This is a genomic window from Mycobacterium sp. ITM-2016-00318, assembly GCF_002968285.2.
GTDB lineage: Bacteria > Actinomycetota > Actinomycetes > Mycobacteriales > Mycobacteriaceae > Mycobacterium.
The window spans coordinates 434,063-456,699 of sequence record NZ_CP134400.1 but is presented as its reverse complement, the minus strand read 5'-3'; the positions used below and the strand labels follow the sequence as shown (position 1 = coordinate 456,699).

At 67.2% G+C, this 22,637-nt stretch carries 19 protein-coding genes; 7 read left to right on the top strand and 12 right to left on the bottom strand.

Annotated elements, in window-relative coordinates:
- Nucleotides 1-72 precede the first annotated feature (72 nt).
- On the bottom strand, nucleotides 73-1,110 hold the full coding sequence (fbaA, locus tag C6A82_RS02080) for a class II fructose-bisphosphate aldolase (RefSeq protein ID WP_105341453.1): 1,038 nt from the start codon (nucleotides 1,108-1,110) through the stop codon (nucleotides 73-75).
- Nucleotides 1,111-1,206: 96 nt separating this feature from the next.
- Here fbaA and C6A82_RS02075 point away from each other — a divergent pair, with 96 nt between their 5' ends.
- The gene (locus C6A82_RS02075) at nucleotides 1,207-1,869 is read left to right on the top strand and encodes a VTT domain-containing protein (RefSeq protein WP_105341451.1); all 663 of its coding nucleotides are present in this window, start codon (nucleotides 1,207-1,209) and stop codon (nucleotides 1,867-1,869) included.
- Here the strand turns inward: C6A82_RS02075 and C6A82_RS02070 are convergent.
- The 4 genes from C6A82_RS02070 to C6A82_RS02055 are packed head-to-tail and all read right to left on the bottom strand — an operon-like array spanning nucleotide 1,866 to nucleotide 8,032.
- Entirely contained in the window at nucleotides 1,866-3,002 is a 1,137-nt protein-coding gene (locus C6A82_RS02070) for an XdhC/CoxI family protein (RefSeq protein WP_311101627.1), read from the bottom strand. The two genes, C6A82_RS02075 and C6A82_RS02070, sit on opposite strands and share 4 nt — an antisense overlap.
- Complete coding sequence (nhaA, locus tag C6A82_RS02065; RefSeq protein WP_105341752.1) at nucleotides 2,995-4,812, bottom strand: Na+/H+ antiporter NhaA; 1,818 nt, start codon at nucleotides 4,810-4,812, stop codon at nucleotides 2,995-2,997. The genes C6A82_RS02070 and nhaA overlap by 8 nt, the downstream gene beginning before the upstream one ends.
- Nucleotides 4,813-4,862: 50 nt before the next feature.
- Nucleotides 4,863-6,866: an acetoacetate--CoA ligase gene (locus C6A82_RS02060; RefSeq protein ID WP_105341748.1), complete on the bottom strand. Its 2,004-nt coding sequence runs from the start codon at nucleotides 6,864-6,866 to the stop codon at nucleotides 4,863-4,865.
- Nucleotides 6,863-8,032, bottom strand: coding sequence for a glycoside hydrolase family 76 protein (locus C6A82_RS02055; RefSeq protein WP_311101626.1), 1,170 nt, complete (start codon nucleotides 8,030-8,032; stop codon nucleotides 6,863-6,865). The genes C6A82_RS02060 and C6A82_RS02055 overlap by 4 nt, the downstream gene beginning before the upstream one ends.
- Nucleotides 8,033-8,125: 93 nt before the next feature.
- On the opposite strand from C6A82_RS02055, the gene C6A82_RS02050 reads away from it, so the two are divergent.
- Together C6A82_RS02050 and C6A82_RS02045 are read left to right on the top strand one after the other, a co-directional pair.
- Nucleotides 8,126-8,668: a TetR/AcrR family transcriptional regulator gene (locus C6A82_RS02050; protein ID WP_105341245.1), complete on the top strand. Its 543-nt coding sequence runs from the start codon at nucleotides 8,126-8,128 to the stop codon at nucleotides 8,666-8,668.
- Complete coding sequence (locus C6A82_RS02045; protein WP_311101625.1) at nucleotides 8,665-10,251, top strand: MFS transporter; 1,587 nt, start codon at nucleotides 8,665-8,667, stop codon at nucleotides 10,249-10,251. The genes C6A82_RS02050 and C6A82_RS02045 overlap by 4 nt, the downstream gene beginning before the upstream one ends.
- Here the strand turns inward: C6A82_RS02045 and C6A82_RS02040 are convergent.
- The 6 genes from C6A82_RS02040 to C6A82_RS02015 form a co-directional block, all read right to left on the bottom strand.
- Nucleotides 10,135-10,776 carry an RNA methyltransferase gene (locus C6A82_RS02040; RefSeq protein ID WP_105341571.1) on the bottom strand — a complete coding sequence of 214 codons (642 nt, stop codon included), beginning with the start codon at nucleotides 10,774-10,776 and terminating at the stop codon, nucleotides 10,135-10,137. The genes C6A82_RS02045 and C6A82_RS02040 overlap by 117 nt on opposite strands.
- The gene (locus tag C6A82_RS02035) at nucleotides 10,769-11,668 is read right to left on the bottom strand and encodes a hypothetical protein (RefSeq protein WP_105341573.1); all 900 of its coding nucleotides are present in this window, start codon (nucleotides 11,666-11,668) and stop codon (nucleotides 10,769-10,771) included. Before C6A82_RS02035 ends, C6A82_RS02040 begins: the two co-directional genes overlap by 8 nt.
- Nucleotides 11,669-11,674: 6 nt before the next feature.
- The gene (locus C6A82_RS02030; RefSeq protein WP_105341575.1) at nucleotides 11,675-12,451 is read right to left on the bottom strand and encodes an SDR family oxidoreductase; all 777 of its coding nucleotides are present in this window, start codon (nucleotides 12,449-12,451) and stop codon (nucleotides 11,675-11,677) included.
- Nucleotides 12,452-12,464: 13 nt separating this feature from the next.
- Entirely contained in the window at nucleotides 12,465-13,253 is a 789-nt protein-coding gene (ttfA, locus tag C6A82_RS02025) for a trehalose monomycolate transport factor TtfA (RefSeq protein ID WP_311101623.1), read from the bottom strand.
- A gap of 94 nt (nucleotides 13,254-13,347) precedes the next feature.
- Entirely contained in the window at nucleotides 13,348-13,776 is a 429-nt protein-coding gene (locus C6A82_RS02020; protein ID WP_105345163.1) for a hypothetical protein, read from the bottom strand.
- Complete coding sequence (locus C6A82_RS02015; RefSeq protein ID WP_105345165.1) at nucleotides 13,763-14,362, bottom strand: hypothetical protein; 600 nt, start codon at nucleotides 14,360-14,362, stop codon at nucleotides 13,763-13,765. The genes C6A82_RS02020 and C6A82_RS02015 overlap by 14 nt, the downstream gene beginning before the upstream one ends.
- A gap of 89 nt (nucleotides 14,363-14,451) precedes the next feature.
- Between C6A82_RS02015 and C6A82_RS02010 the strand changes: the two genes are divergently transcribed.
- The gene (locus C6A82_RS02010; protein ID WP_105345166.1) at nucleotides 14,452-15,276 is read left to right on the top strand and encodes an enoyl-CoA hydratase/isomerase family protein; all 825 of its coding nucleotides are present in this window, start codon (nucleotides 14,452-14,454) and stop codon (nucleotides 15,274-15,276) included.
- 70 nt (nucleotides 15,277-15,346) lie between these two features.
- On the opposite strand, the gene clpB is transcribed toward C6A82_RS02010, so the two are convergent.
- On the bottom strand, nucleotides 15,347-17,893 hold the full coding sequence (gene clpB / locus C6A82_RS02005) for an ATP-dependent chaperone ClpB (RefSeq protein ID WP_105345168.1): 2,547 nt from the start codon (nucleotides 17,891-17,893) through the stop codon (nucleotides 15,347-15,349).
- A 237-nt stretch (nucleotides 17,894-18,130) separates the two neighbouring features.
- On the opposite strand from clpB, the gene C6A82_RS02000 reads away from it, so the two are divergent.
- From C6A82_RS02000 to C6A82_RS01990, 3 genes are read left to right on the top strand one after another with little or no spacing between them, the layout of a single operon-like run.
- Complete coding sequence (locus C6A82_RS02000) at nucleotides 18,131-18,937, top strand: xanthine dehydrogenase family protein subunit M (protein ID WP_105345169.1); 807 nt, start codon at nucleotides 18,131-18,133, stop codon at nucleotides 18,935-18,937.
- A complete protein-coding gene (locus tag C6A82_RS01995; protein ID WP_105345171.1) occupies nucleotides 18,934-21,651 on the top strand; it encodes a molybdopterin-dependent oxidoreductase in 2,718 nt (905 codons plus the stop codon). Before C6A82_RS02000 ends, C6A82_RS01995 begins: the two co-directional genes overlap by 4 nt.
- A complete protein-coding gene (locus tag C6A82_RS01990; RefSeq protein WP_105345172.1) occupies nucleotides 21,651-22,622 on the top strand; it encodes an antibiotic biosynthesis monooxygenase in 972 nt (323 codons plus the stop codon). Before C6A82_RS01995 ends, C6A82_RS01990 begins: the two co-directional genes overlap by 1 nt.
- The last annotated feature ends 15 nt before the right edge of the window (nucleotides 22,623-22,637 follow it).

The window sequence follows — 22,637 nt, the reverse complement described above, 5'->3', positions numbered from 1 at the left end:
TCCTTGGCTGAATTGCCGGCTCAGCCGGCCGAGCTGAATTGCCGGCTCAGCCGGCCGAGCTGAATTGCCGGCTCAGCCGGCCGACACCGACCGGCCCGCGCTGTGCAGGTCGTTGCAGGCCTCCACGACGCGCTCGGCCATCGCGGCCTCGGCCTTCTTCATGTAGCTGCGCGGGTCGTAGACCTTCTTGTTGCCGACCTCGCCGTCGATCTTCAGCACGCCGTCGTAGTTGGCGAACATGTGGCCCGCGACGGGGCGGGTGAATGCGTACTGGGTGTCGGTGTCGACGTTCATCTTGACCACGCCGTAGCCCAGCGACTCCTCGATCTCGGATTTCAAGGAGCCGGACCCGCCGTGGAACACGAAATCGAAAGGCTGTGCGTCAGCGGAAATTCCGAGCTTGGCGGCGGCCACCTTCTGGCCTTGCGCGAGGATGTCGGGCCGCAGCTTGACGTTGCCGGGCTTGTACACGCCGTGCACGTTGCCGAACGTCGCGGCCAACAGGTAGTGGCCGTGCTCGCCGGCACCGAGCGCGTCGATGGTCTTCTCGAAGTCCTCCGGCGTGGTGTAGAGCTTCTCGTTGATCTCGGCCTCGACGCCGTCCTCCTCGCCGCCGACGACGCCGATCTCGATCTCCAGGACGATCTTGGCCTCGGCCGACAGCTTGAGAAGCTCGCGGGCGATCTGCAGGTTCTCGTCGATCGGCACCGCGGAGCCGTCCCACATGTGCGACTGGATCAGCGGGTTGCCGCCGTCGGACACCCGCTTCTGCGAGATCGCCAGCAGAGGCCGCACATAGGAGTCGAGCTTGTCCTTCGGGCAGTGATCGGTGTGCAGCGCGACCGTGACCGGATATTTCTCGGCGACGATGTGCGCGAACTCGGCCAGCGCGACGGCTCCGGTCACCATGTCCTTCACCCCGAGCCCCGAGCCGAACTCGGCGCCGCCCGTCGAGAACTGGATGATGCCGTCGCTGCCCGCGTCGGCGAAACCTTTCAGCGCGGCATTGATCGACTCCGAGGACGTGCAGTTGATCGCGGGGAACGCATAGGAATGCTCCTTGGCGCGTGCCAGCATCTCGGCATAGACCTCGGGTGTGGCGATGGGCATGGCACGTCCTCTCGTGGCGCTGCTGTTGGAAAGCAGTATCTCAAGCCCGAGCGCGCTGAGCAGGCCGTCGCCCAGACGCCGGTATCTTGGGTAGCCATGACCACCACGGTGATGTTGATGCCGGACTTCCTCGACCCGATCAAGCTCATCGGCTACTTCGGCGCGTGGGCCCTGGTGGGCCTGCTGCTGGTGATCTTCATCGAGTCCGGTGTGCTGTTTCCCGTCCTGCCCGGCGACACCCTCCTGTTCGTGGCGGGAATGCTGGCCGCGGGTACCGCAGCGGCGGGCCAGGCGAGCTTGCAGCTGTGGCAGCTGCTGGTCTTCATCCCGATCGCCGCCGTCCTCGGTGGTCAGGTCGGCTACTTCATCGGCCGCTACGTCGGCACACACATGTTCAAGCCCAACGCGCGCCTCCTCAAGCAGCGCTACCTCGACGAAGCACACGCCTTCTTCGAACAGCGGGGACCGTTTGCGATCGTGATCGCCCGCTTCGTGCCGATAGTGCGGACGTTGGCACCGATCACCGCCGGAGCCGCCAAGATGGGCTACGGCGTTTTCACTCTGTTCAATGTCATCGGCGCGGTCGTGTGGGGCGTCGGCCTGACACTTCTCGGGTACGGGCTCGGCCAGTTCGAGATCATCCAGAAACTGCTCGAGCCGATCTTCATCCTCATCGCCGTCGCGTCGATCACCCCGATGATCGTCGAGTGGTACAAGCGCCGGAAGGCGGGCCGCGTCGCGGCACCGGTCGAGGACTAACCCGGCCACCTGCCGCCCTCGTGGTGGATGCGACCGTCAACGTCGGTCAACGGACGGCCTCCGCCACCCCACCGCCTCGCGATGATCTCCGCGGCGATCGACACCGCGGTCTCCTCCGGGGTCCTCGCACCCAGATCCAGCCCGATGGGGCTGGCCAGCCGACTGCGCTCGTCCTGGTTCAGCCCCGCCTCGGCCAGCCTGCGCATGCGGTCGTCGTGCGTGCGTCGTGACCCCATCGCGCCGATGTAGCCAGCGGCGGGTAGCCGCAGCGCGACCTCCAGCAGCGGAACGTCGAACTTCGGGTCGTGGGTGAGCAGGCAGATGACGGTGCGGCCGTCGATCTCGCCCGCCTCCTGCTGTGCGGCCAGATAGCGGTTCGGCCATTCGGCCACCACCTCGTCGGCCGTCGGAAAACGCGCCCGCGTCGCGAAAACGGGCCGCGCATCGCAGACGGTGACGCGGTAGCCGAGCAGCGAGCCCTGCCGGGCGAGCGCGGCGGCGAAGTCGATCGCACCGAAGATCAGCATCCGCGGCCGCGGCGCATAGCCTGCGACGAACACCTCCATGCCGGCACCGCGGCGCTGACCGTCCGGGCCGTAGGTGAGCACCTCGCTGCTGCCCGCGGCAAGCAGTCCGAGCGCATCGTCTCTGACGGCGGCATCGGCACGCGCCGAACCCAGAGTGCCCTGCGTCGAACCGGATCCGACGATGAGCCTGCGTCCCACCCAGCCGGCGTCGGGATGGGCGACGACGGTCGCGACGGCGACCGGCCGGTGGGCGGCGATGTCGTCGGCCACCGCCCTCAGCTCGGGGAAGGTGCGCTGAGAGATCGCTTCGACGAAGACGTCGATGATCCCGCCGCAGGTCAGCCCGACCGAGAAGGCGTCGTCGTCGGAGATCCCGTACCGCTCGAGACGCGGTACGCCGTCGCGCACAACGTCTTTGGCCAACTCGTAGACGGCTCCTTCGACGCAGCCGCCCGACACCGAGCCGCTCACCGAGCCGTCGGGCGCCACCACCATCGACGCGCCCGGCGGCCGGGGTGCGGACTGAAATGTCCGGACGACGGTGCCGACGCCCACGGTCCCGCCCGCCTCCCAGACGTTGAGCAGATCGGCCAGCACGTCACGCATGTCGGCCCTCCTCGAGCGCCCGGATCAAACTCGCGGCGTCCCATGGCCCCTTGTGCCGCTTGCCGTTGACGAAGAACGTCGGTGTCGAGTTGAGGTCCATCACCTCGGCGTCCTGCACGTCGTCGCCGACCCGGTGCAACACCTTCGACGCGTGCACGCGCACGTCCTTGTCGAACCGCTCGATATCGCAGCCGACGTTGACGGCGTAGCGGTACATGTCCGACCACTCCAGGTCGTCGGGATGGGCGAACATCGTGCGTGCCATCTCCCAGAACCTGCCCTGCAGCGCGGCCGCCTCGCTGGCCCGCGCCGCGTCGAACGCGCGCGGATGAACCCGCTCCAACGGCAGATGTCGCCACACGTAGATCAATTCGTCGCCGAAGTGATCGCGCACCTGGTCGATCGATCCCGTTGCACGACTGCAGAACGGGCACTCGAAGTCGCCGTACTCGACCAGCGTCAACGCCGCATCGGGATTCCCGCGAATGTGGTCGCGCTCGGGGTCGACGGGCCTGACCAGCTTCATCCCGACCGCCTCTGGCGGGCTGAGCCAGTCGGTGATCCGGAAGATGGCCCAACCGAGCAAAAACGCCAGCAGCGAGGCGAGCAGCACGCCGACGCGCGCCTCGTCCTGGCGCAGCGGATCGTCGATCGCGATGTCGATGATGAAAAGCGAGATGGTGAAACCTATTCCGGACAGCGCCGCCCCGCCTGCGACCCGGCGCAGCGTCAGGCCGGGCGCGAGCTCACCCCAACCGAGCCGCGCCACAAGCCATGTGGCCCCGGTGATGCCGATGAACTTGCCGAGCACGAGGCCGCCGACGATGCCCCACGTCAGCGGCGACCGCATCGCCGCCGACATCGTCTCCGCTGTCAACCTGACCCCGGCGTTGACCAGGGCGAACAACGGCAGCACGACGAACGACACGTACGGCCCGAACTGGGTCTGCAACCGCTCGTTGATGGAGATCGACTCCCGCAGGCCGCGACTGGCCGCACGGGCGTACTCGGAATTCGGCGACTGCCGGAAAGCGCTGATCAACTCGACAGTCTCCTCCACCTGCCTGCGCTCCGGAGTGAACACCGGGATCAGCAGAGCGATCGCGACACCGGCGAGCGTCGGATGCACTCCGCCCAAGTAGAGCGCGGCCCACAGCACGAAGCCGATGACGGCGTAAGCGGCGCCGCGGCCCGCGGGAAGGTACCGCACCAATGCGATCGCCACGATCAGGAGCGCGGCCACCAGCAGCGGCCCGATCCGGATGCTGTCGGAGTAGAACAGCGCGATGACCGACAGCGCACCGATGTCGTCGACGACGGCCAGCGTGAGCAGGAAAAGACGCAGCCGCGCAGGGAATTTCGGATTGATGATGGCGAGCGCACCGATCAGGAAGGCGGTGTCGGTCGATATCACCACACCCCATGCGTTCACGTTCTCTCCCGAGCTGTTGATCAGCAGGAAGATCATGGCGGGCACCGCGAGACCGGCGACGGCCGCGAGCACCGGGACCGCCGCCCTCGCCCGGTCGGTCAGCTCGCCGATCGTGAACTCCGCCATCACCTCGAGGCCGACGACGAAGAAGAAGAACGTCATCAGGCCGTCGTTGATGAGGTGTTTGACCGTCAACTCGAAGTGCATGTCGCCGAAGCTGAAGCCGATGTGGGTGTCCAGCAGCGCCCAATAGGTTTCGGACCACGGCGAATTGGCCCACAGGATCGCGATGACCGTTGCTAGCAGCAGCACGCCCGCAGCGCTGTTCTCGGTGCTGCGCCTGCCCTTCGGGTCTCGGCTGAAGCGGGTGGGCAGCATCCGGACGATACGCGGGAAGCCGCCTGCGTTCTCCTGTCCCGCGTCGACGCTCACGCCCGGGCGTGCTCCGCGAAGACGGCGAGCAGGTCGGGCTTGTCGACGGCGCTCGCCGAGACCACGTCGGCAGGCTTGGCGCCGAGCAAGATTCGCTTGATCGGGATCTCCAGTCGCTTACCCGTCATGGTGCGCGGAATGCCGGGCACGCCGAGGATGTCGTCGGGGACGTGGCGCGGCGACGCACCTGTGCGGATGGCGGCGGTGATCTTGCCGCGAAGCTCGTCGTCCAGTTCCGCGTCCCCGGCGAGGTGGACGAACAACGGCATCCAGTAGCCGCCGTCGTCCTTCTCCACCCCCACCACGAGACAGTCCGCCACCTCGGCCAGCGCTTCCACCGCGTTGTAGATCTCGGCGCTGCCCATCCGAACACCCATCCGGTTCAATGTGGCATCCGAACGGCCATGTACCACAACCGAATTACGATCGGTAATGGTTATCCAGTCGCCATGGCACCAGATGCCGGGGTACTTGTCGAAGTACGCGCTGCGGTAGCGGCTGCCGTCGGCGTCGTTCCAGAAGAACACCGGCATCGACGGCATCGGCTGGGTGATGACCAGCTCGCCCGCCTCGCCGACCACGGGCGTGTTCGCATCGGTCCACGCCTGCACATCGGCGCCGAGGCAGATGACGTTCAGCTCGCCCGCCCGGATCGGGACAAGCGGGCAGCCGCCGATGAAGGCGGTCACCACGTCGGTGCCTCCGCTCATCGACATGACGGGCACGGGCCGGCCGACGCCCTCCTGAATCCACCGGAAGCCCGATGCGGGCAGCGGCGAACCCGTCGATCCGATGCCGCGCAGCGCGGCAAGGTCGTAATCCTTCCCGGGATGCAAGTCCTCCTTGGCGCAGCCGAGGAAATAGCCTGCGCCCGCGCCGAACAACGCGACGTCGTGGTCGGCGACGATCTTCCACATGCCGTCGGTCTGCGGAAAGGTCGGGCTGCCGTCGTAGAGCACCACCGTCGCACCGACCAGCAGTCCGCTGACGAGCAGGTTCCACATCATCCAGCTGGTCGTGGAGTACCAGCAGAAGCGTTCACCGGGATTGAGGTCGGCATGCAGGCTCAGATACTTGAGGTGCTCGAGCACCACGCCGCCGTGGCCGTGCACGATGCCCTTCGGCGTTCCGGTGGTCCCGGAGGAGAACAACACCCACAGCGGATGCGCGAACGGCACGGGGGTGATCTCCAGAGGCGCGTCGAGTGCGAGCACGTCGGACCACGGCGTGATGTCTGCGTCAGTCGTTTCGTCACCCAGCCGGGGTACCACCACCGTCGCCTTCAACGTCGGAAGCTTGGACCGGATTTCGGCCAGCTCCCGGCTGCGGTCATGGCGCTTTCCCGCATACACCGAGCCGTCGCTGGCCACCAGCACCGACGGCTCGAGCTGGCCGAGCCGCGCGACCACGCCGTCGACGGCGAGGTCCTGGTTGCACACCGCCCACGTCGCGCCGACGCTGGCCGCACCGAGGAAGGCGGCGACGGCCTCGCCGATGTTCGGCAGGTATCCGACGACGCGGTCCCCCGGCTTGACGCCGAGCCTGCGCAGATAGTTCGCGAACGCCGCCGTCTCGGACCGCAGCCGCGCCCACGACCACTCCGTCGACCCGTCCTCTCCCGCTGCCACCAACGCGGGGTATTCGTCGGTCTCGTGCCGGAACACCTCAACGGCGTAGTTCAGCGTGGCGCCCGGAAACCACTGCGCCCCAGGCATTCGCCTGTCGGCGAGCACCGTTTCCGGGGGCGTCGTCGCACGGATGTCGAAGTAGTGCCACACCGCATCCCAGAACCAGGCGATGTCCTCGAGCGACTTCGCGAGCAGCCGCTGATAGTCGCCGCCGAAATCGCCGCGGCCGGTTTCGGCCAGCCATGCCATGAAGTGGGTGAGATTGGCGCGCTCGACGGTGTCGTCATCCGGTGTCCAGCTCCCGGGTTCGGTGTCCTCTCCGCTCTCTCCCTGCCCTTCGGGCGGGTGGTGCCCCCACGCGTGCGCGGTCATGCCGGTGTGCCCTCCTCTTCTCCTGCTGCGCTCTCTCCGTTCGCCTTGCCTGATGTGCTCTCTCCGTTCGCGGAGACGGCGTGCGCCGCTTCCATCAGCATCCAGCCAGACAACTGCACCGACAGGTCGCGCTCGGGGAACGAGGAGGCGTTGACCGCGCCCTCGACGAACTGGGCCTCCTGCCCGCCCGCGAGCGGCATGTCCGCATTGCGGTCCCAGAACGGGCCGAACAGCGGCAGCCCCTCCACGGTCTGCCGGTAGTCCCACGCCGCCTGCGCCGACTTCAACACGATATTCCGCGCGGCGGCGATGGCCGCTTTGTCTTCCGGTGAATTGTTCGGCAGATCGGTGACGACCAACGCCAGATAGCGGGCCGTGATCCCGTTGAACAGTCCGCCGTCGCCGCCGCCTGCACCCTTGATGACGCCCTCGGGAGCCATCTCCTTGTCGATCGCGGCGACCAGTCGGTGCACCCGCTGCGCGTGGTCGGCGTCCTCGGTCCGCACGGCGAGTTCGGTCTCCAGCCCGAGCACCACACCCTGACAGTAGGTGTACTGCGCGCGCACCAGCGATCCGCCCATGATGCCGTCGAAGACCAGATGGGTTTCCGGATCGATCAGGGTCTCGTCGATCCAGTCGGCCATCTGCTGGGCGCGCCGCAGCCGGTCGTCGTAACGGGCGAGGAAGATGGCCGCAGGACCGTTGGCAGGCGCGTTGAAGAACTGGTCCTGTTTGCGCCACGGGATGCCGCCGCCGTCCTCGGGCACCCACGCGTTGACGAACTGGTTGCACAGCTTCTTGAGCGCCCCTGGCTTCTCGACGCCGACGAGCCTGCCCGCGCGCTCGAGGGCCAGCGCCAGCCACGCCATGTCGTCGTAGTAGCTGTTCACCCAGGACATGTTGTTGCGCAGTCGATGTGACCGGATCTGCCGCTTGATCCGCTTCTCCCGCTCGGGCTGCGGGTCGCGCAGCTGCGCGTCGACCAGGTTGTCCAGCAGGTGCGCCTGCCACCAGTAGTGCCAGGTGCCGAACGTAAGGTCCTTGCGCGTGGGCGGCCAGCCGACAACACCGAGCTGGGTGCCGGGCAACTGCCACAGCCGTTTCAGATGGCGCTTCATCACCGCCGCCTCGGCGCTTGCCGCCCGATTCGCCCATACCTGATCCATGTCGTTGATCCTGCCTTAATGGGCCCCGGCGGTGGAGCGTGCCCGGTCAAACGGGTTGAGACATTATCGTCTCATTTGAGCTATAGTTGTCTCATGTCTCTCGATCGCGACGGTCTGCTTCGCGCTGCCGCCGACTTCCTGGGCCGCAGACCCAACGCCACCCAGGACGAGATCGCGACCGCGGTCGGGGTGAGCCGCGCGACCCTGCATCGCCACTTCTCGGGTAAGCCCGCGCTGATGCAGGCACTCGACGAGCTCGCGATCGACGAGATGCGCAACGCGCTGAAAACCGCCCGTCTCGACGAGGATTCGGCCACGGCGGCGCTGCGCAGGCTGATCACCGCCTTCCAGCGGGTGTCGCCCTACCTGGCACTGCTCTACAGCCAGAGCCAGGAGATCGACCCCGACCAGTCGATGCACGGCTGGGCGGCCATCGACGAGGAGATCACCGCGCTGTTCACCCGTGGCCAGCGCGCGGGCGAGTTCCGGCCCGACCTCACCGCCACCTGGCTCACCGAGGCGTTGTACAGCCTCGCCGCCGGCGCGGGCTGGTCCATACAGGTCGGCCGCGTCGCGGCTCGCGACTTCGAGCACATCATCACCGAACTACTTCTGTATGGAGTGAGTACCTCATGACCCGCCGCTGGCTCGCCCTCGGTGTCCTCACCCTCGCCGTCCTGCTGATCGGCGTCGACGGGACTGTGCTGGCCCTTGCCACGCCCTTCATCGGCGAAGACCTCGGCGCCAGTTTCACCCAGATCCTGTGGATCGGCGACATCTACTCATTCGTGCTCGCCGCCCTCCTGATCAGCATGGGCAGCCTCGGTGACCGAATCGGCCACAAGAAGCTTCTGCTCTGCGGTGCAACGGCATTCGCGCTCGTGTCGGTCATCACCGCGTATTCGAGCAGCGCCGAGATGCTGATTGCGTCGCGCGCGATGCTCGGCGTAGCGGGCGCGACGCTGACCCCCGCCACGCTCGCGCTGATCCGCGGGCTCTTCCCCGACGCGAGGGAACGCAGTGTCGCCGTTGGCATCTGGGCAGCGGCCTTCTCGGCAGGCGCCGCGTTCGGGCCTGTTCTCGGCGGCATCCTGCTCGAGCACTTCTGGTGGGGCTCAGTGTTCCTGATCAACGTGCCCGTGATGGTCGTGCTGCTCATCGGTGGCGTCCTGCTGCTGCCCGAACACCGCAACCCGCAGCCAGGGCCGTGGGACCTGCCGAGCGTCGGCCTGTCGATGGTCGGCATGCTCGGCGTCGTCTACGCCATCAAAGAAGGCGCTGCGCTTGGCGTCCGGCCCGACGTGCTGGCGGCGGGCGCACTCGGCGCCGCGGCGCTGATCGTGTTCGTCCGCAGACAGTTGCGACTGCCCGCGCCGCTGATCGACGTCCGGTTGTTCGGTAACCGCGCGTTCTCCGGCGTGGTGGCCGCGAACCTTCTTTCGGTGCTCGGGCTGTCGGGCCTGGTGTTCTTCCTGTCGCAGTTCTTCCAGCTGGTGCACGGATACGGGCCATTGAAAGCCGGGCTCGCCGAGCTGCCTGCCGCCGTGACCGCGACGATCTTCGGTGTGCTCGCAGGCGTCGCCGTTCGCTACTGGTCGTCACGGGCCGTGCTCACCGCAGGCCTCGCCCTCGTCGGCGTGGCGATGGCGTCGCTGACCTTCCTCACACCGTCGACGCCCTACCTGCCGCTGGGCACCGCATTGTTCCTTGTCGGCGTCGGGCTCGGCCTGGCGTTCACCGTGGCCAGCGACGTCATTTTGGCCAGCGTCGAAAAGGAGCGCGCAGGCGCCGCGGCCGCGGTTTCGGAAACCGCCTACGAGCTGGGCATGGCGCTCGGCATCGCGACGCTCGGTTCGATCGTCACGAGCGTGTACCGCGGCTTCGCGGTTCCGGCCGGCATCCCGCCCGCCGTCGAGAGCCATGCCCGCGACTCGTTGTCGGCGGCGATCCACGTGGCCGAAACACTGCCCGCCGCCCAGAGCGAAGCGCTGCTGACAGCGGCCAAGGAAGCCTTCACCAACGGCCTGGCGATCGCCTCCGGTGTCGGGTCGGCACTGATGCTGATCTCCGCCGCGGCCGTCTGGATGCTGCTGCGCGCGCGGCTACCAGGCGAGTCCGAGGTCGGCATGCTGAACGATCCAGGTGTGCATCGCGATACCGGCGGCGACGCCCGCGTTGACGCTGCGTGTGGAACCGAACTGGGCGATCGACACGGTTAGTTCGGCGCCGGTCCTCGTGTCGTCGGTGATGCCGGGGCCTTCCTGCCCGAACACCAGCAGGCAGGCCAGGGGAAGCGGGGTTTCCTCGATGCGCCGCGCGCCGGGCACGTTGTCCACGGCGACCACGGTCAGCCCGGCATCGGATGCGAACGTCAGCAGGTCTGCGGTGGTGTCGTGGTGGCGCAGCCGCTGATAGCGGTCGGTGACCATGGCGCCGCGGCGGTTCCAGCGCCGCCGCCCGACGATGTGCACGGTGTCGACGGCGAACGCGTTGGCCGTGCGCACCACCGAACCGATGTTGGCGTCGTTGCCGAAGTTCTCGATCGCGATGTGCAGCGGATGGCGGCGCCCGTCGATGTCGGCGACGATCGCCTCCCGCGTCCAGTAGCGGTACGCGTCGACGACGTTGCGGGTATCGCCGTCGCGCAGCAGTGCGGGGTCGTAGCGGGGGTCATCAGGCGGGTCGCAGTTCCACGGGCCGACGCCCGCGGTCTCACCCCACTCCGTCGGTCCCGCGTCAGTCATTCTTGGTCCACAGCGCGGCGTGCGTGCCGACGAGCGACACCGACGCATAGAGCAGTGCGGCGTTCATCTCGCCCTGCGTGCACAGCGATGCCCGAATCTGGACGGCGTTCAGCGACGCGTCGGGCAGCACCAGCAGCGACGCGCCGTAGACGTCGCACGCGTGCGACAGGCCGGGTGCGGGCAGTGTCGGTGCGGCCAGCACCATCAGCGGGCCGCCCCGCGCCGCGGACTGGTCGCGGTATCGCGCTGCCACGCCGCTGATTTCGAGTCCGAGCAGCATGTAGCCCTTGCCGTTGAACGCATTCGGGTCGCCGAGCGCGGTGGGGTCCAGCTGGGCGCCGTCGGCACGGAACGCGTCGACGCTCGTCGTGCTGACCGACAGCCCCGCGTCGTTATCGTTGGTCTGCGGCACCCCGACCGGATAGGCCGCGCCGTAGGAGACGGTCGTACCGGCCATCCGGTCCTTCGGCGAGTACGCGTACACGCCACGCACCTGGGCCTGGTCGCGCATCGGCCCGATGCACACCGTGCCGGAGAGCTGGTTGGGGGTCGGCGCGGCCGCGGGCTGCACCGCGAGGCTGGTCACGTCGCGACACCCGCCGATCGCGTTCGCCTCCAAAGGGTGCGCGAGCGCGCCGTAGAGCCCGAACCGGATGTCGTTGGGTTTGGCATGCGGCTTGTCGGCCTCGGTCGGCGATGCGTCGATGTCGAACAGCACGTAGTCACCGTCGAACCGCAGATTGGCCAGCGAGATGTTCCAGCCGAGCACGGCAAGCGATTCGCCGATCGCGGCGGTCTGCACGGCGTACGGGTCTGTGCTGTCGTCGTCGCGTGAGCATGCCGATGCCATCAGGAGTGCGACCGCTGACAGCAGGGCGACTAGAGCGCGCACCGAGACTCAGGTACGGCCACGGCCCTTGGCCACCGTCTTGTTGATGCGCCGCACCAGGTTTCGCGGCACCAGCCGGCCCGCGGTGGTCAGCGCCTTGTACTGCACGCCGGGCACGATGACGACGTTGCCCCTCGCGGCGTCGGCCAGGCAGTCGCGCACGACGTCGTCCACCTCGAGCCACAGGAACGACGGGGTACCGTCCATCTCGATGCCCGCGCGCTCGTGGAATTCGGTGCGCACGAAGCCGGGACACAGCGCGTGCACGCCGACTCCGGTGCCGCCGAGACCGTTCGCCAGGCCCTCGCTGAACGAGACCACCCATGCTTTGGACGCCGAGTACGTCGACCCGCGGCCTGGGAGCAGCCCCGCCACGCTGGCGACGTTGATGACGGTGCCCTCGCCCGCGTCGAGCATCGGCGGCAGCGCGGCGTGGGTCAACTGCATGACGGCGGTGACGTTGACATCGAGCTGGCTCTGCAGCACATCGAGGCTGGCTGTCCAGAACTCTCCGGAGGTGCCGAAGCCTGCGTTGTTGACCAGCACCCGCACGCCCGCGGACAACCGGTCGGCGACCTTGGCACGATCGGCCGCGTCGGCGAGGTCGGCAGGCAGCACCTCGACCGTCGCGCCCGCCTCGTCGTGCAATTCGGCGGCCAGTGCCTCCAGCCGAGGGACGTCACGGGCCACCAACACCAGGTCATAGCCGTCGATGGCGTAGCGCCGCGCGAAGCAGGCACCCAGACCGGATGTCGGTCCGGTGATCAAAGCGACAGGACGCGGCATGCGATGAGGTTACTTACCGCTGATAGTGCGGTGACTGGCGGCCGTTTCGCGGTGGTGGGCGGCGGATCGCCGGGTCGGACCGGTCGGCCCGCGGCTGTGCATAGCGGGCCTCGGTGGGGGCCGGCGTGACCGGACGCCCTGGCGCTGCGGCGGGGCGGGCGGGCTGGCCCGTCGCGGCGCCTGCACCGGTCTGCGGAACCGGGGGCAGCACCCGAAGCAGGTCGTTGAACTGCCGCACGGTGCGCAGGCCCTCGTCCCACTGGGCGCGCGTGCTGGTGACGGGCATGCTGACCAGCGTCCAGTTCTGCTCGTTCCACATGATCTCGGCGCAGTCGGGCGCGGTGTGGGCGAACGTCACCATCCGCCGGTCGCAGGCGCGCCGCGCCGCGTCGAGGTTGGTGGAGTAGACCATCCGCGGGCCGATCGCGCCGAGCAGCCAGATGTCGTTCTCGCGGGGCTCCTTGATGCCCTTGAGCCGCAGATCGACGACCACGTTCGTGCCGACCTTGCGGTGCAGGGCGATCACGGTGGCGACGTCTTCGAGATCGAAGATGAACACCGCCTCGCCGCGGATCTGGCCGAGCACGACGTTCTTGGCGCTGACGTCGCCGACAGTCGACATCACCCCGCGCTTCCACCGCGTGATGAGGTCGTCGGACGCGTGCTCGTAGTCGAAGCCGTGCGATTTCGCCCACGACTTGCGGCGACGCCCCAGACCGCGCCGACGGTCGATGTCGACGTACAGAAGCACGGCCGCACCCACGAAACAGAGCGCGGACAGCGTGAACCAGAGGGGAACCATTACCCATAGCCTACTTGGCGGTCGCCCATATACCAGAACTCGAGCGGGTCACAACCCCGTTACGCATGGCTTCAGCGGCCCCTCTGGCCACGGCTCAAATCGCGAGTAGGCGCTCGAAGAAGTCGCGATAACGCTGAAGGGCCAGGCGAAGGTCCTCGGTCGAGACCTGTTCGCCGCGACTCCACTGCTCCTCCAGCCCGGCACGCGCCTGCGCGAAGCCGGCCGTCAGCCGGTCGACGACGTCGGACACCAAGCCGTCGGCCTTCTGCACGCAGTCGCGCGGATCGTCGACGAACGCCGCCTGCACCTCGGTCCACCGCGCGTGGAAGCCCGACAGCTCACCGTCGCCGAACAGCGTCTGGTCGGATGAGCCTGCCGCATGAGCCGGTCCGGCCGCGGACGTCGACTCGGCCAGATTCTGCGGCTCCCGCGCCTGCTCGACCGGCTCCGAGCTCGGCGCCGCACCCCGGTTCAGCCGGGCTGTCGTGTCCATCGTCGCGGGCTGAGTCTCATGCGTGGTCATGCGTCTGCCTCCTGAAATGATTGTCGGTCTGAACCTGCTTCTCGGTGCCGGAATCCGATCCAAGCAACCGGTCGAAGAGGGCGCGGTAGTGCACGAATGCCTGTCGCGCCGCTTCGGTTTCGATCTGACCGTTGTGGTGTGACTGATAGATCGAGTGCGCGCTGCGGTAGTTGTCGACAACGTCGGGGTGGTCGACAGAGATGTCGGCGGCGCGCTGCTCGAAGTCGTCGATCGGGTAGCCGCGCTCCCGCATGACCCGCGTCACCAGGCGCTCCGCTTGCCCGACCGCCTCGGACGGCGCATCGACGAAATCGGCCTGCACCTTGTGCCACGTCGCCGCGTGCTCCTGGCGTGCCTCCGGCGTCAGCTCGATGATGTCGAGTTTCTTGTGCTTCCTCTCCCGTTGCAGCAGTTCGGCTTCCGCGGCCCGCTCTTCACCCAGTTCGTCGACGGTCCGTTCGTACTCCGGTCCGAAGTGTTCCTTCAGCCGAGCCGACCGCCTTTTTCGGCGGCTCATCGACCACACCAGGATCGCGAGTCCGACAACCACCAGAATCGCGATCACGATCCACAACCACTCCGACATTTCTGACCTCCTCGTCAATGCGAGGAGTAGCCAAAGCCGTTCCAGCGGAAACGTCAGTTTGTGATCCGGGTCGCATAGCGTCTCTGTTCATGGCCTACGACGACTACCGGTTTCTGCACCTGACGGTCGAGCGCGGAATTTGCCGCGCGACCATCGACCATCCGCCGATCAACCTGCTCGATGTGGGTTTGATGAGTGAGATCGACCGCCTCGCAACGGAAGTCGCAGCCGACGACGAACTGCGCGTGCTCATTGTCGACTCCGCCGACCCGCAGTTCTTCATAGCGCACGCCGATGTCGGCCTCATCATGAACCTGCCGATCGGCGACACGGCCCTGCACGACGAGCTATCGGTGTTCCACGCCATGACGGAGAAGTTCCGCACGCTGCCCGTCGCGACCATCGCCGTCATCGAGGGCACCGCCCGCGGCGGTGGCTGCGAATTCGCGATGGCGTTCGACATGCGTTACGCCGCACTCGGCACAACGGTCCTCGGCCATCCCGAGGCGGCGGTCGGGATCATCCCCGGCGGCGGCGGCACGCAGCGCCTCCCTCGCCTGATCGGTCGCAGCCGGGCACTCGAAGTCATCCTCGGCTGCCGGGACATCGATGCCGAAACCGCCGAGGCGTGGGGCTATGTCGACCGCACGCTGCCCGCCGACGAGCTGAGGCGGTTCGTCGACAAGCTCGCCACCCGCATCGCGTCGTGCCCTCCGACGGCCATCGCCGCGGCCAAACGGGCGGTCGACGTCGCGCTCGATGCGCAGACCGATCTGACTACCGGTCTGCGCATCGAGGATCAGCTGATGCGCGAAGCCCTTGCCCAGCCGGTCGCTCGCGAACGGCTGCAGCGGATCATCGACGCTGGCGCCCAGACCCGCGCTTTCGAACGCGGCGAGATCAGGCCGGGCTAGAAACGCGAAACTGCGACGGGATCGCGTCCCGAAGCGAAATCGCGATCCGACCGCAGTCTCAACGGTTCTTTCACCCGAGGACGAGCGAGTCGCCGTCCGCGCTGACGTTGACCGGCACCACGTCGCCGTCGTGCACGTCGCCGGCCAGCAGCATCTTGGCGAGCGGGTCGCCGATGGCCTGCTGGATGAGTCGGCGCAGCGGCCGGGCGCCGTAGAGCGGGTCGAAGCCGCGCTGGGCCAGCCACTGCTTGGCGGGCAACGACACCTCCAGCGTCAGCCGGCGCTGGGCCAGCCGCTTGGCCAACTGCTCCAGCTGGATGTCGACGATGGCCACCAGCTCACCGGGTTCGAGCCCGTCGAAGATGATCACGTCGTCGAGCCGGTTGATGAACTCGGGCTTGAACGCCGAGCGCACCGCGGCCATCACCTGCTCCTCGGTCCCACCCGAGCCCAGGTTGGACGTCAGGATCAGGATCGTGTTGCGGAAGTCGACCGTGCGCCCCTGGCCGTCGGTCAACCGACCCTCGTCGAGCACCTGCAGCAGCACGTCGAACACATCCGGATGCGCCTTCTCGATCTCGTCGAAGAGGATCACCGTGTACGGACGGCGGCGCACCGCCTCGGTCAGCTGACCGCCCTGGTCGTAGCCCACGTAGCCGGGAGGTGCACCGACAAGGCGAGCCACGGAGTGCTTCTCGCCGTACTCGCTCATGTCGATGCGCACCATCGCGCGTTCGTCGTCGAACAGGAACTCCGCCAACGCTTTCGCCAGCTCGGTCTTGCCCACACCGGTCGGGCCGAGGAACATGAACGACCCCGTCGGCCGGTTCGGGTCCGCGACGCCTGCGCGCGAACGCCGTACCGCATCCGAGACGGCCTGCACGGCCTTGCGCTGGCCGACGACGCGCTTGCCGAGCTCGTCCTCCATGCGCAACAGCTTGGCCGTCTCGCCTTCGAGCATGCGCCCGGCGGGGATACCGGTCCACGCCGAAACCACCTCGGCGATGTCGTCGGGGCCGACCTCCTCCTTGAGCATGACGTTCTCGCGCGCCTCGGCCTGAGGCACCGCCGCGTCGAGCTTCTTCTCGACCTCGGGGATGCGGCCGTAGCGCAGCTCGGCGGCCTTGGCCAGATCACCGTCGCGCTCGGCACGGTCGGATTCCTGACGCAGGGTCTCGAGTTGCTCCTTGAGCTCACGCACGATGTCGATGGCGCTCTTCTCGTTCTGCCAGCGCGTGGTCAGCTCGGCCAATTGCTCCTTCTTGTCGGCCAATTCGGAGCGCAGCTTGTCGAGCCGTTCCTTCGACGCGTCGTCGGACTCCTTGGCCAGCGCCATCTCCTCGATCTCGAGTCGACGGACCAGCCGTTCGACCTCGTCGATCTCGACGGGCCGCGAGTCGATCTCCATGCGTAGCCGTGACGCGGCCTCGTCGACCAGGTCGATGGCCTTGTCAGGGAGGAACCGTGCGGTGATGTAGCGGTCGGACAGCGTCGCGGCCGACACCAACGCGGAGTCGGTGATGCGCACGCCGTGGTGCACCTCGTAGCGCTCCTTGAGGCCGCGCAGGATGCCGACGGTGTCCTCCACCGAGGGTTCCCCGACGTACACCTGCTGGAAACGGCGTTCCAGCGCGGCGTCCTTCTCGATGTACTTGCGGTACTCGTCGAGCGTGGTCGCACCGACCAGCCGCAGTTCACCACGGGCCAGCATGGGCTTGATCATGTTGCCCGCGTCCATCGACGAGTCACCGGTCGCCCCGGCACCCACGATGGTGTGTAGCTCGTCGATGAACGTGATGATCTGTCCCGCACTGTTCTTGATGTCGTCGAGCACGGCCTTGAGCCGCTCCTCGAACTCACCGCGGTACTTGCTGCCGGCAACCATCGAGCCGAGATCCAGTGAGATGACGGTCTTGTCGCGCAGGCTCTCGGGCACATCGCCTGCGATGATGCGCTGCGCCAGACCTTCGACGATCGCGGTCTTGCCGACGCCGGGCTCGCCGATCAGCACCGGGTTGTTCTTGGTGCGCCTCGACAGCACCTGCACGACACGTCGAATCTCGGTGTCGCGCCCGATGACCGGGTCGAGCTTGCCTTCGCGCGCGCGGGCGGTCAGGTCGGTGGAGTACTTCTCCAACGCTTGATAGCTGCCCTCCGGATCGGGGTTGGTGACACGGGCGCTGCCGCGCACCTTCACGAACGCCTCGCGCAGCGCCTGCGGCGACGCACCGTGGCCGGTGAGCAGTTTGGCGACGTCCGAATCGCCGGTGGCGAGGCCGACCATGAGGTGTTCGGTCGAGACGTACTCGTCGTCCATCTCGGTGGCCAGGTTCTGCGCCGTGGTGATGGCTGCGATCGATTCACGGGACAGTTGCGGCTGCGAGCTTGCGCCACTGGCGCTGGGCAGCCGGTCGAGGAGCTGTTGCGTCTCGGTGCGAACAGTCGCGGGTTCGACGCCGACGGCCTCCAGTAACGGGGCGGCAATGCCATCGTTCTGGGTGAGCAGTGCCATCAACAGATGGGCAGGCATGATCTGCGGGTTACCTGCGGTGGTCGCCGCCTGCAACGCCGCGGTCAGCGCAGCCTGGGTCTTGGTCGTCGGATTGAACGAGTCCACGACACCTCCGATCTACGGATAGGGAAATGCTTGTCTTAAGGCTCAACGCAGTCAAGGTTGAGTCTGTTCCGCTCAAGTCTGACTTTTTTGGATTTCTTTGTACAGCCCAGCCGCTTGCTAGCCGGCGCGCTGCAAACACGTCAACTACCCGTGGTCACGGCGTCGACCGCCTAAAGTCAGCGACGTCGGCTTCGCCGGCCCCAACGTGCTGCCTCCCATCCTCTGAAGGGCATTGACGTGGACGTCAACACGATCACCGAGGTTGTCCGGCACCCGTCCGAGCTGCCGGGCGACTGGCGCGAGGGCGACGCCTGGTTGGCGGGAGGGACCTGGCTTTTCTCCGATCAGCAACCTGATCTGCGCCGCCTGATCGACCTGGTTCCCCTGGGCTGGGACGGTCTGATCGCGACGGACGACGGCCTCGAAATCGGCGCGATGTGCACCATTGCTGCCCTCTACGGGTACCGGGCACCAGGCGATTGGGCGGCCGCGCCGCTGTTCCGAACCAGCTGCGAGGCCTTCCTCGCATCGTTCAAGGTATGGAACACCGCGACGGTCGGCGGCAACATCGCCATGTCACTCCCCGCGGGACCGATGATCACCATGACGGTCGCGCTCGAAGCCTCCTATACGCTGCAGTCCACCGACGGGTCCGAGCGCACCGTCGACGCCGCCGATTTCGTCACCGGCAACCACCAGAACATCCTCGCGCCCGGCGAACTGCTGCGGAAGATCGACATCCCGGCCGCTGCGCTTCGGAAGCGGAACACCCACCGGCGATTCACGCTGACCAAGCTGGGCCGGTCGACCATCTTCATGATCGCCACGCAGGCCGACGGCGGTTTCGGACTGACCATCACCGCGGGCACGACGCGCCCGGTGCGACTCGCGTTCGACGCCGTACCCGACACCGACGCGCTGCAGCACAGTATCGACTCGCTGCCCGAGCAGATCTGGTTCGACGACCCGAACGGCACACCCGACCACCGGCGACATCTGGCCAAGCACTTCGCAGAGGAGATCCGGACGGAGCTGGCCGCATGAGCTACACCGTCAACGGCGAGACCTTCCATGAGGAGCCGCGGCCAGGGCAGTGCCTTCGCACCTTCGTGCGCTCGCTGGGCTGGCGTGGCGTCAAAAAGGGTTGCGACGCAGGCGATTGTGGTGCATGCACGGTATGGCTCGACGGCGATCCGGTGCACAGCTGCATCACGCCCGCCTTCCGCGCCGACGGCCGCGAGGTGACGACGATCGAAGGCCTCGGCACTCCGGAGGAGCTGCATCCCCTGCAGCGACAGTTCCGCGACGCCCCCGGCTTCCAGTGCGGCTTCTGCACCGCGGGCATGATCATGACGTCGGCGACCTTCACCGACGAGCAGAAGCGGGATCTGCCGCGCGCGCTGAAGGGAAACCTGTGCCGCTGCACCGGTTACCGGGCGATCGAGGATGCGATCAACGGGGTCGTCGACATCGAGGAGGCCGCCCCCGGCGAGGCCGTCGGCACCAGCGTGGCGGCGGCCGCGGGCACCGACGTCGTCACCGGCCGTGCCGAGTACACGATGGACACCGAGATGGACGGCATGCTTCACCTCAAGGTGTTGCACTCACCGCACGCGCATGCCCGCATCGTGTCGATCGACAAGACCGCCGCGCTTGCGGTGCCCGGCGTGCACCGCGTCTACACCTGGCAGGACGTGCCGCAGAAGCGGTTCAACACCGCGATCCACACCGACCATCTCGTCGATCCCGACGACACCATGATCCTCGACGACCTGATGCGGTTCGCCGGTCAGCGAGTGGTGGCCGTCGTCGCGGACTCGGTCGGCGCCGCGGAGAAGGGCTGCAGGCAGGTCAAGGTCGACTACGAGGTGCTGCCCGCCGTATTCGACCCCGAGGAGGCAATGGCCGACGGTGCGCCCCGACTGCACGGCGCAGACGACCCGTTCATCGTCGACCCCGAGCACAACATCCTTCTCGAGCTGCACGGGGAGATCGGCGATGTGGCAGCGGGCTTCGCCGAAGCTGACGTCGTTCACGAGGCGACCTACCACTCGCCAAGGGTGCAGCACGCCCATCTCGAGACGCACGGGTCGATCGCGTGGATGGAGGACGGCAGGCTGCACGTGAGGACGAGCTCACAGTCCCCGTCGATCTGCAAACTCAAGCTGTCGCACCTGTTCGACCTGCGTCCCGATCAGCTGCGCGTGTTCTGCAAACGGGTCGGCGGCGGATTCGGCGGCAAGCAGGAGGTGATCTCGGAGGACCTGGTCGCGATGGCGACGATGGACATCGGCCGGCCGGTCTGCTGGGAGTACACCCGCGAGGAGGAGTTCACCACCGCGTCGCCACGGCATCCGATGACGATCACCGTCAAGCTCGGCGCCAAAGCCGACGGCACGCTGACCGCGCTGGCTTTCCGCAACGTGTCGAACACCGGCGCCTACGGCAACCACGGCGGTGAGACGTTGTTCGCCGGCGGTGCCGCGGTGATGCAATACCGTTGTCCCAACAAGAAGTTCGACGGGTACTCCGTCTACACCAACACGGTGCCCAGCGGCGCGCTGCGCGGTTACGGCATGACGCAGCCGACATTCGCCGTCGAGTCGGCGATAACCGAGCTCGCGCTCGCGCTGGACCTCGACCCGTTGGAGTTCCGGCGGCGCAACGTGATCCGCCCCGGTGACGCGCTGCTGGCCATCGGCGAGCATCCCGACGATGTGACCTTCTCCGAAGACGGCCTGACCGCGTGCATCGACATGGTCGACGCCGCATTGACGCGCAGCAGCAACGGGCACGCCCTCGGCGATGACTGGCTGGTCGGTACCGGTACCGCCAGCTCCATCCACGAAACCGCGCCGCCCACCGAACACATCTCGGATGCGTGGGCCACCCTTCGTGACGATGGCGTCTACGAGATCGCTGTCGGCACGGTCGAATTCGGCGAAGGCACGTCGACGGCCCACGTGCAGATCGCGGCCACCGTGCTCGGCACAACCCCCACGCGGGTCGTGCTGGTCCAGTCCGACACCGACAGGACCGGCTTCGACACCGGCGCATTTGCCAGCGCGGGCCTGTTCGTGTCGGGCAATGCCGTGCAGAAGGCCTCGACCGCACTACGCGATGCCATTCTGCGGTTCGCCGCACGCCACACCGGAGTCGATCTCGCGGCATGCTCGCTGCATCAGGACGCGGTGCAGTGCGGTGATGTCACGCTGCCGCTGCGCGAGCTGATGGCGGCCGCGCGTGAGCGACATATGACGTTCACGGTGTCGCGCAAGGCATACGGATCGCCGCGCAGCGTTACCTCCAACGCGCACGGCTTCCGCATCGCCGTGCACAGGGTGACCGGCGAGATCCGCATCCTCTACAGCGTGCACGCCACCGACGCCGGTGTCGTGATCAACCCGGCACAGGTGCGCGGGCAGATCGAGGGCGGCGTTGCCCAGGCTATCGGGTTCGCGCTGACCGAGAACTTCCACGTCGACGCCGACGGCGTGATGGTCAATCCCAACCTGCGCAACTACCGCATCCCCACCTTCGCCGATATTCCGCGCACCGAGGTACTCGTCGTCGAGACGGCCGACTCGGTGGGCCCGATGGGCGCCAAGGGAATCGCGGAGTCGAACGTCAACCCGGTGGCTCCGGCGCTGGCCAATGCGGTTGCCGACGCCACCGGAGTCCGTTACCGGGAACTTCCGCTGTCCCCCGAGCGGATCTACCGCAGGCTCGTCTACAGTAGATTGATCCCCGCCAACTGATGGACACCAAGGATTCCACCGCCACCACCGCCACGATCATCATCGGGCAGAAGGTCCGCGCCGGCACCGAAGAGTCCTACCAGGAATGGCAGAAGGATCTGAACCGGGAAGCCTCCAAGTACCCGGGTTTCCTTGCCGCCGAGATCAACCCACCGACGGCCGTGCAACCGGAATGGGTGGTCGTCTACCGCTTCGACTCCATTCCGCATGTCATGGCGTGGCTCAACAGTGCCACCCGTCAGGAGCGGCTCGCCGTCGGCCAGCAGTTCTTCGAGGGGCCCGGCACCCAGCAGGTACTCGGTGGCGGAACACGACAGGCCGACCCGCTGGTGACCGTCGCAGTCAGCCACCGCGTGAGTGAGCAGGACGTCGAGGAGTTCCTCGCCTGGCAGGATCGGCTCAAGTTGGCGGAGAGCGGCTTTCCCGGCTTCCGGGGCACCGAGCTCTTCCGCCCGGTTCCCGGCGTGCAGGAGGAGTGGACCGCTCTCTACCGTTATGACAGTGCCGCCGACCTGGACCGGTGGCTTGTCTCCGATCAACGCAAGCAGTTGCTGGCCGAGGGAGAGAAGTTCGCCGACTTCAACTCCCGCACCATCGACAACTCGTTCGGCAGCTGGTTCGTATTCGACGACGACCGGTCTGACGCGTCCCCACCGTCGGATGTGAAGACCTCCATCGCGGTTTGGGTCGGCCTGTATCCAACGGTGGTGTTGCTGTCCCTGCTGTTGTGGCCGTTGAAGATGCCGCTGTGGCTCAACCTGCTGGTCGGGAACCTGTGCTCCAGCTTCGCCATGACGTTTCTGACGATGCCCTACTACGTCAACCCGCTGCTGAAGCGTTGGCTACGACCACCGTCGAATGTGCCTGCCGCCAGGAACAACCGGCGGGGTATCGTCATCGCCGCCGCCGCGCTGGCGTTCTGGGCCGTCGTGTTTTACCTGGCGACCAGGGTGATCTGGCACTTTCCTTGATGCCCGCCGCTGCGG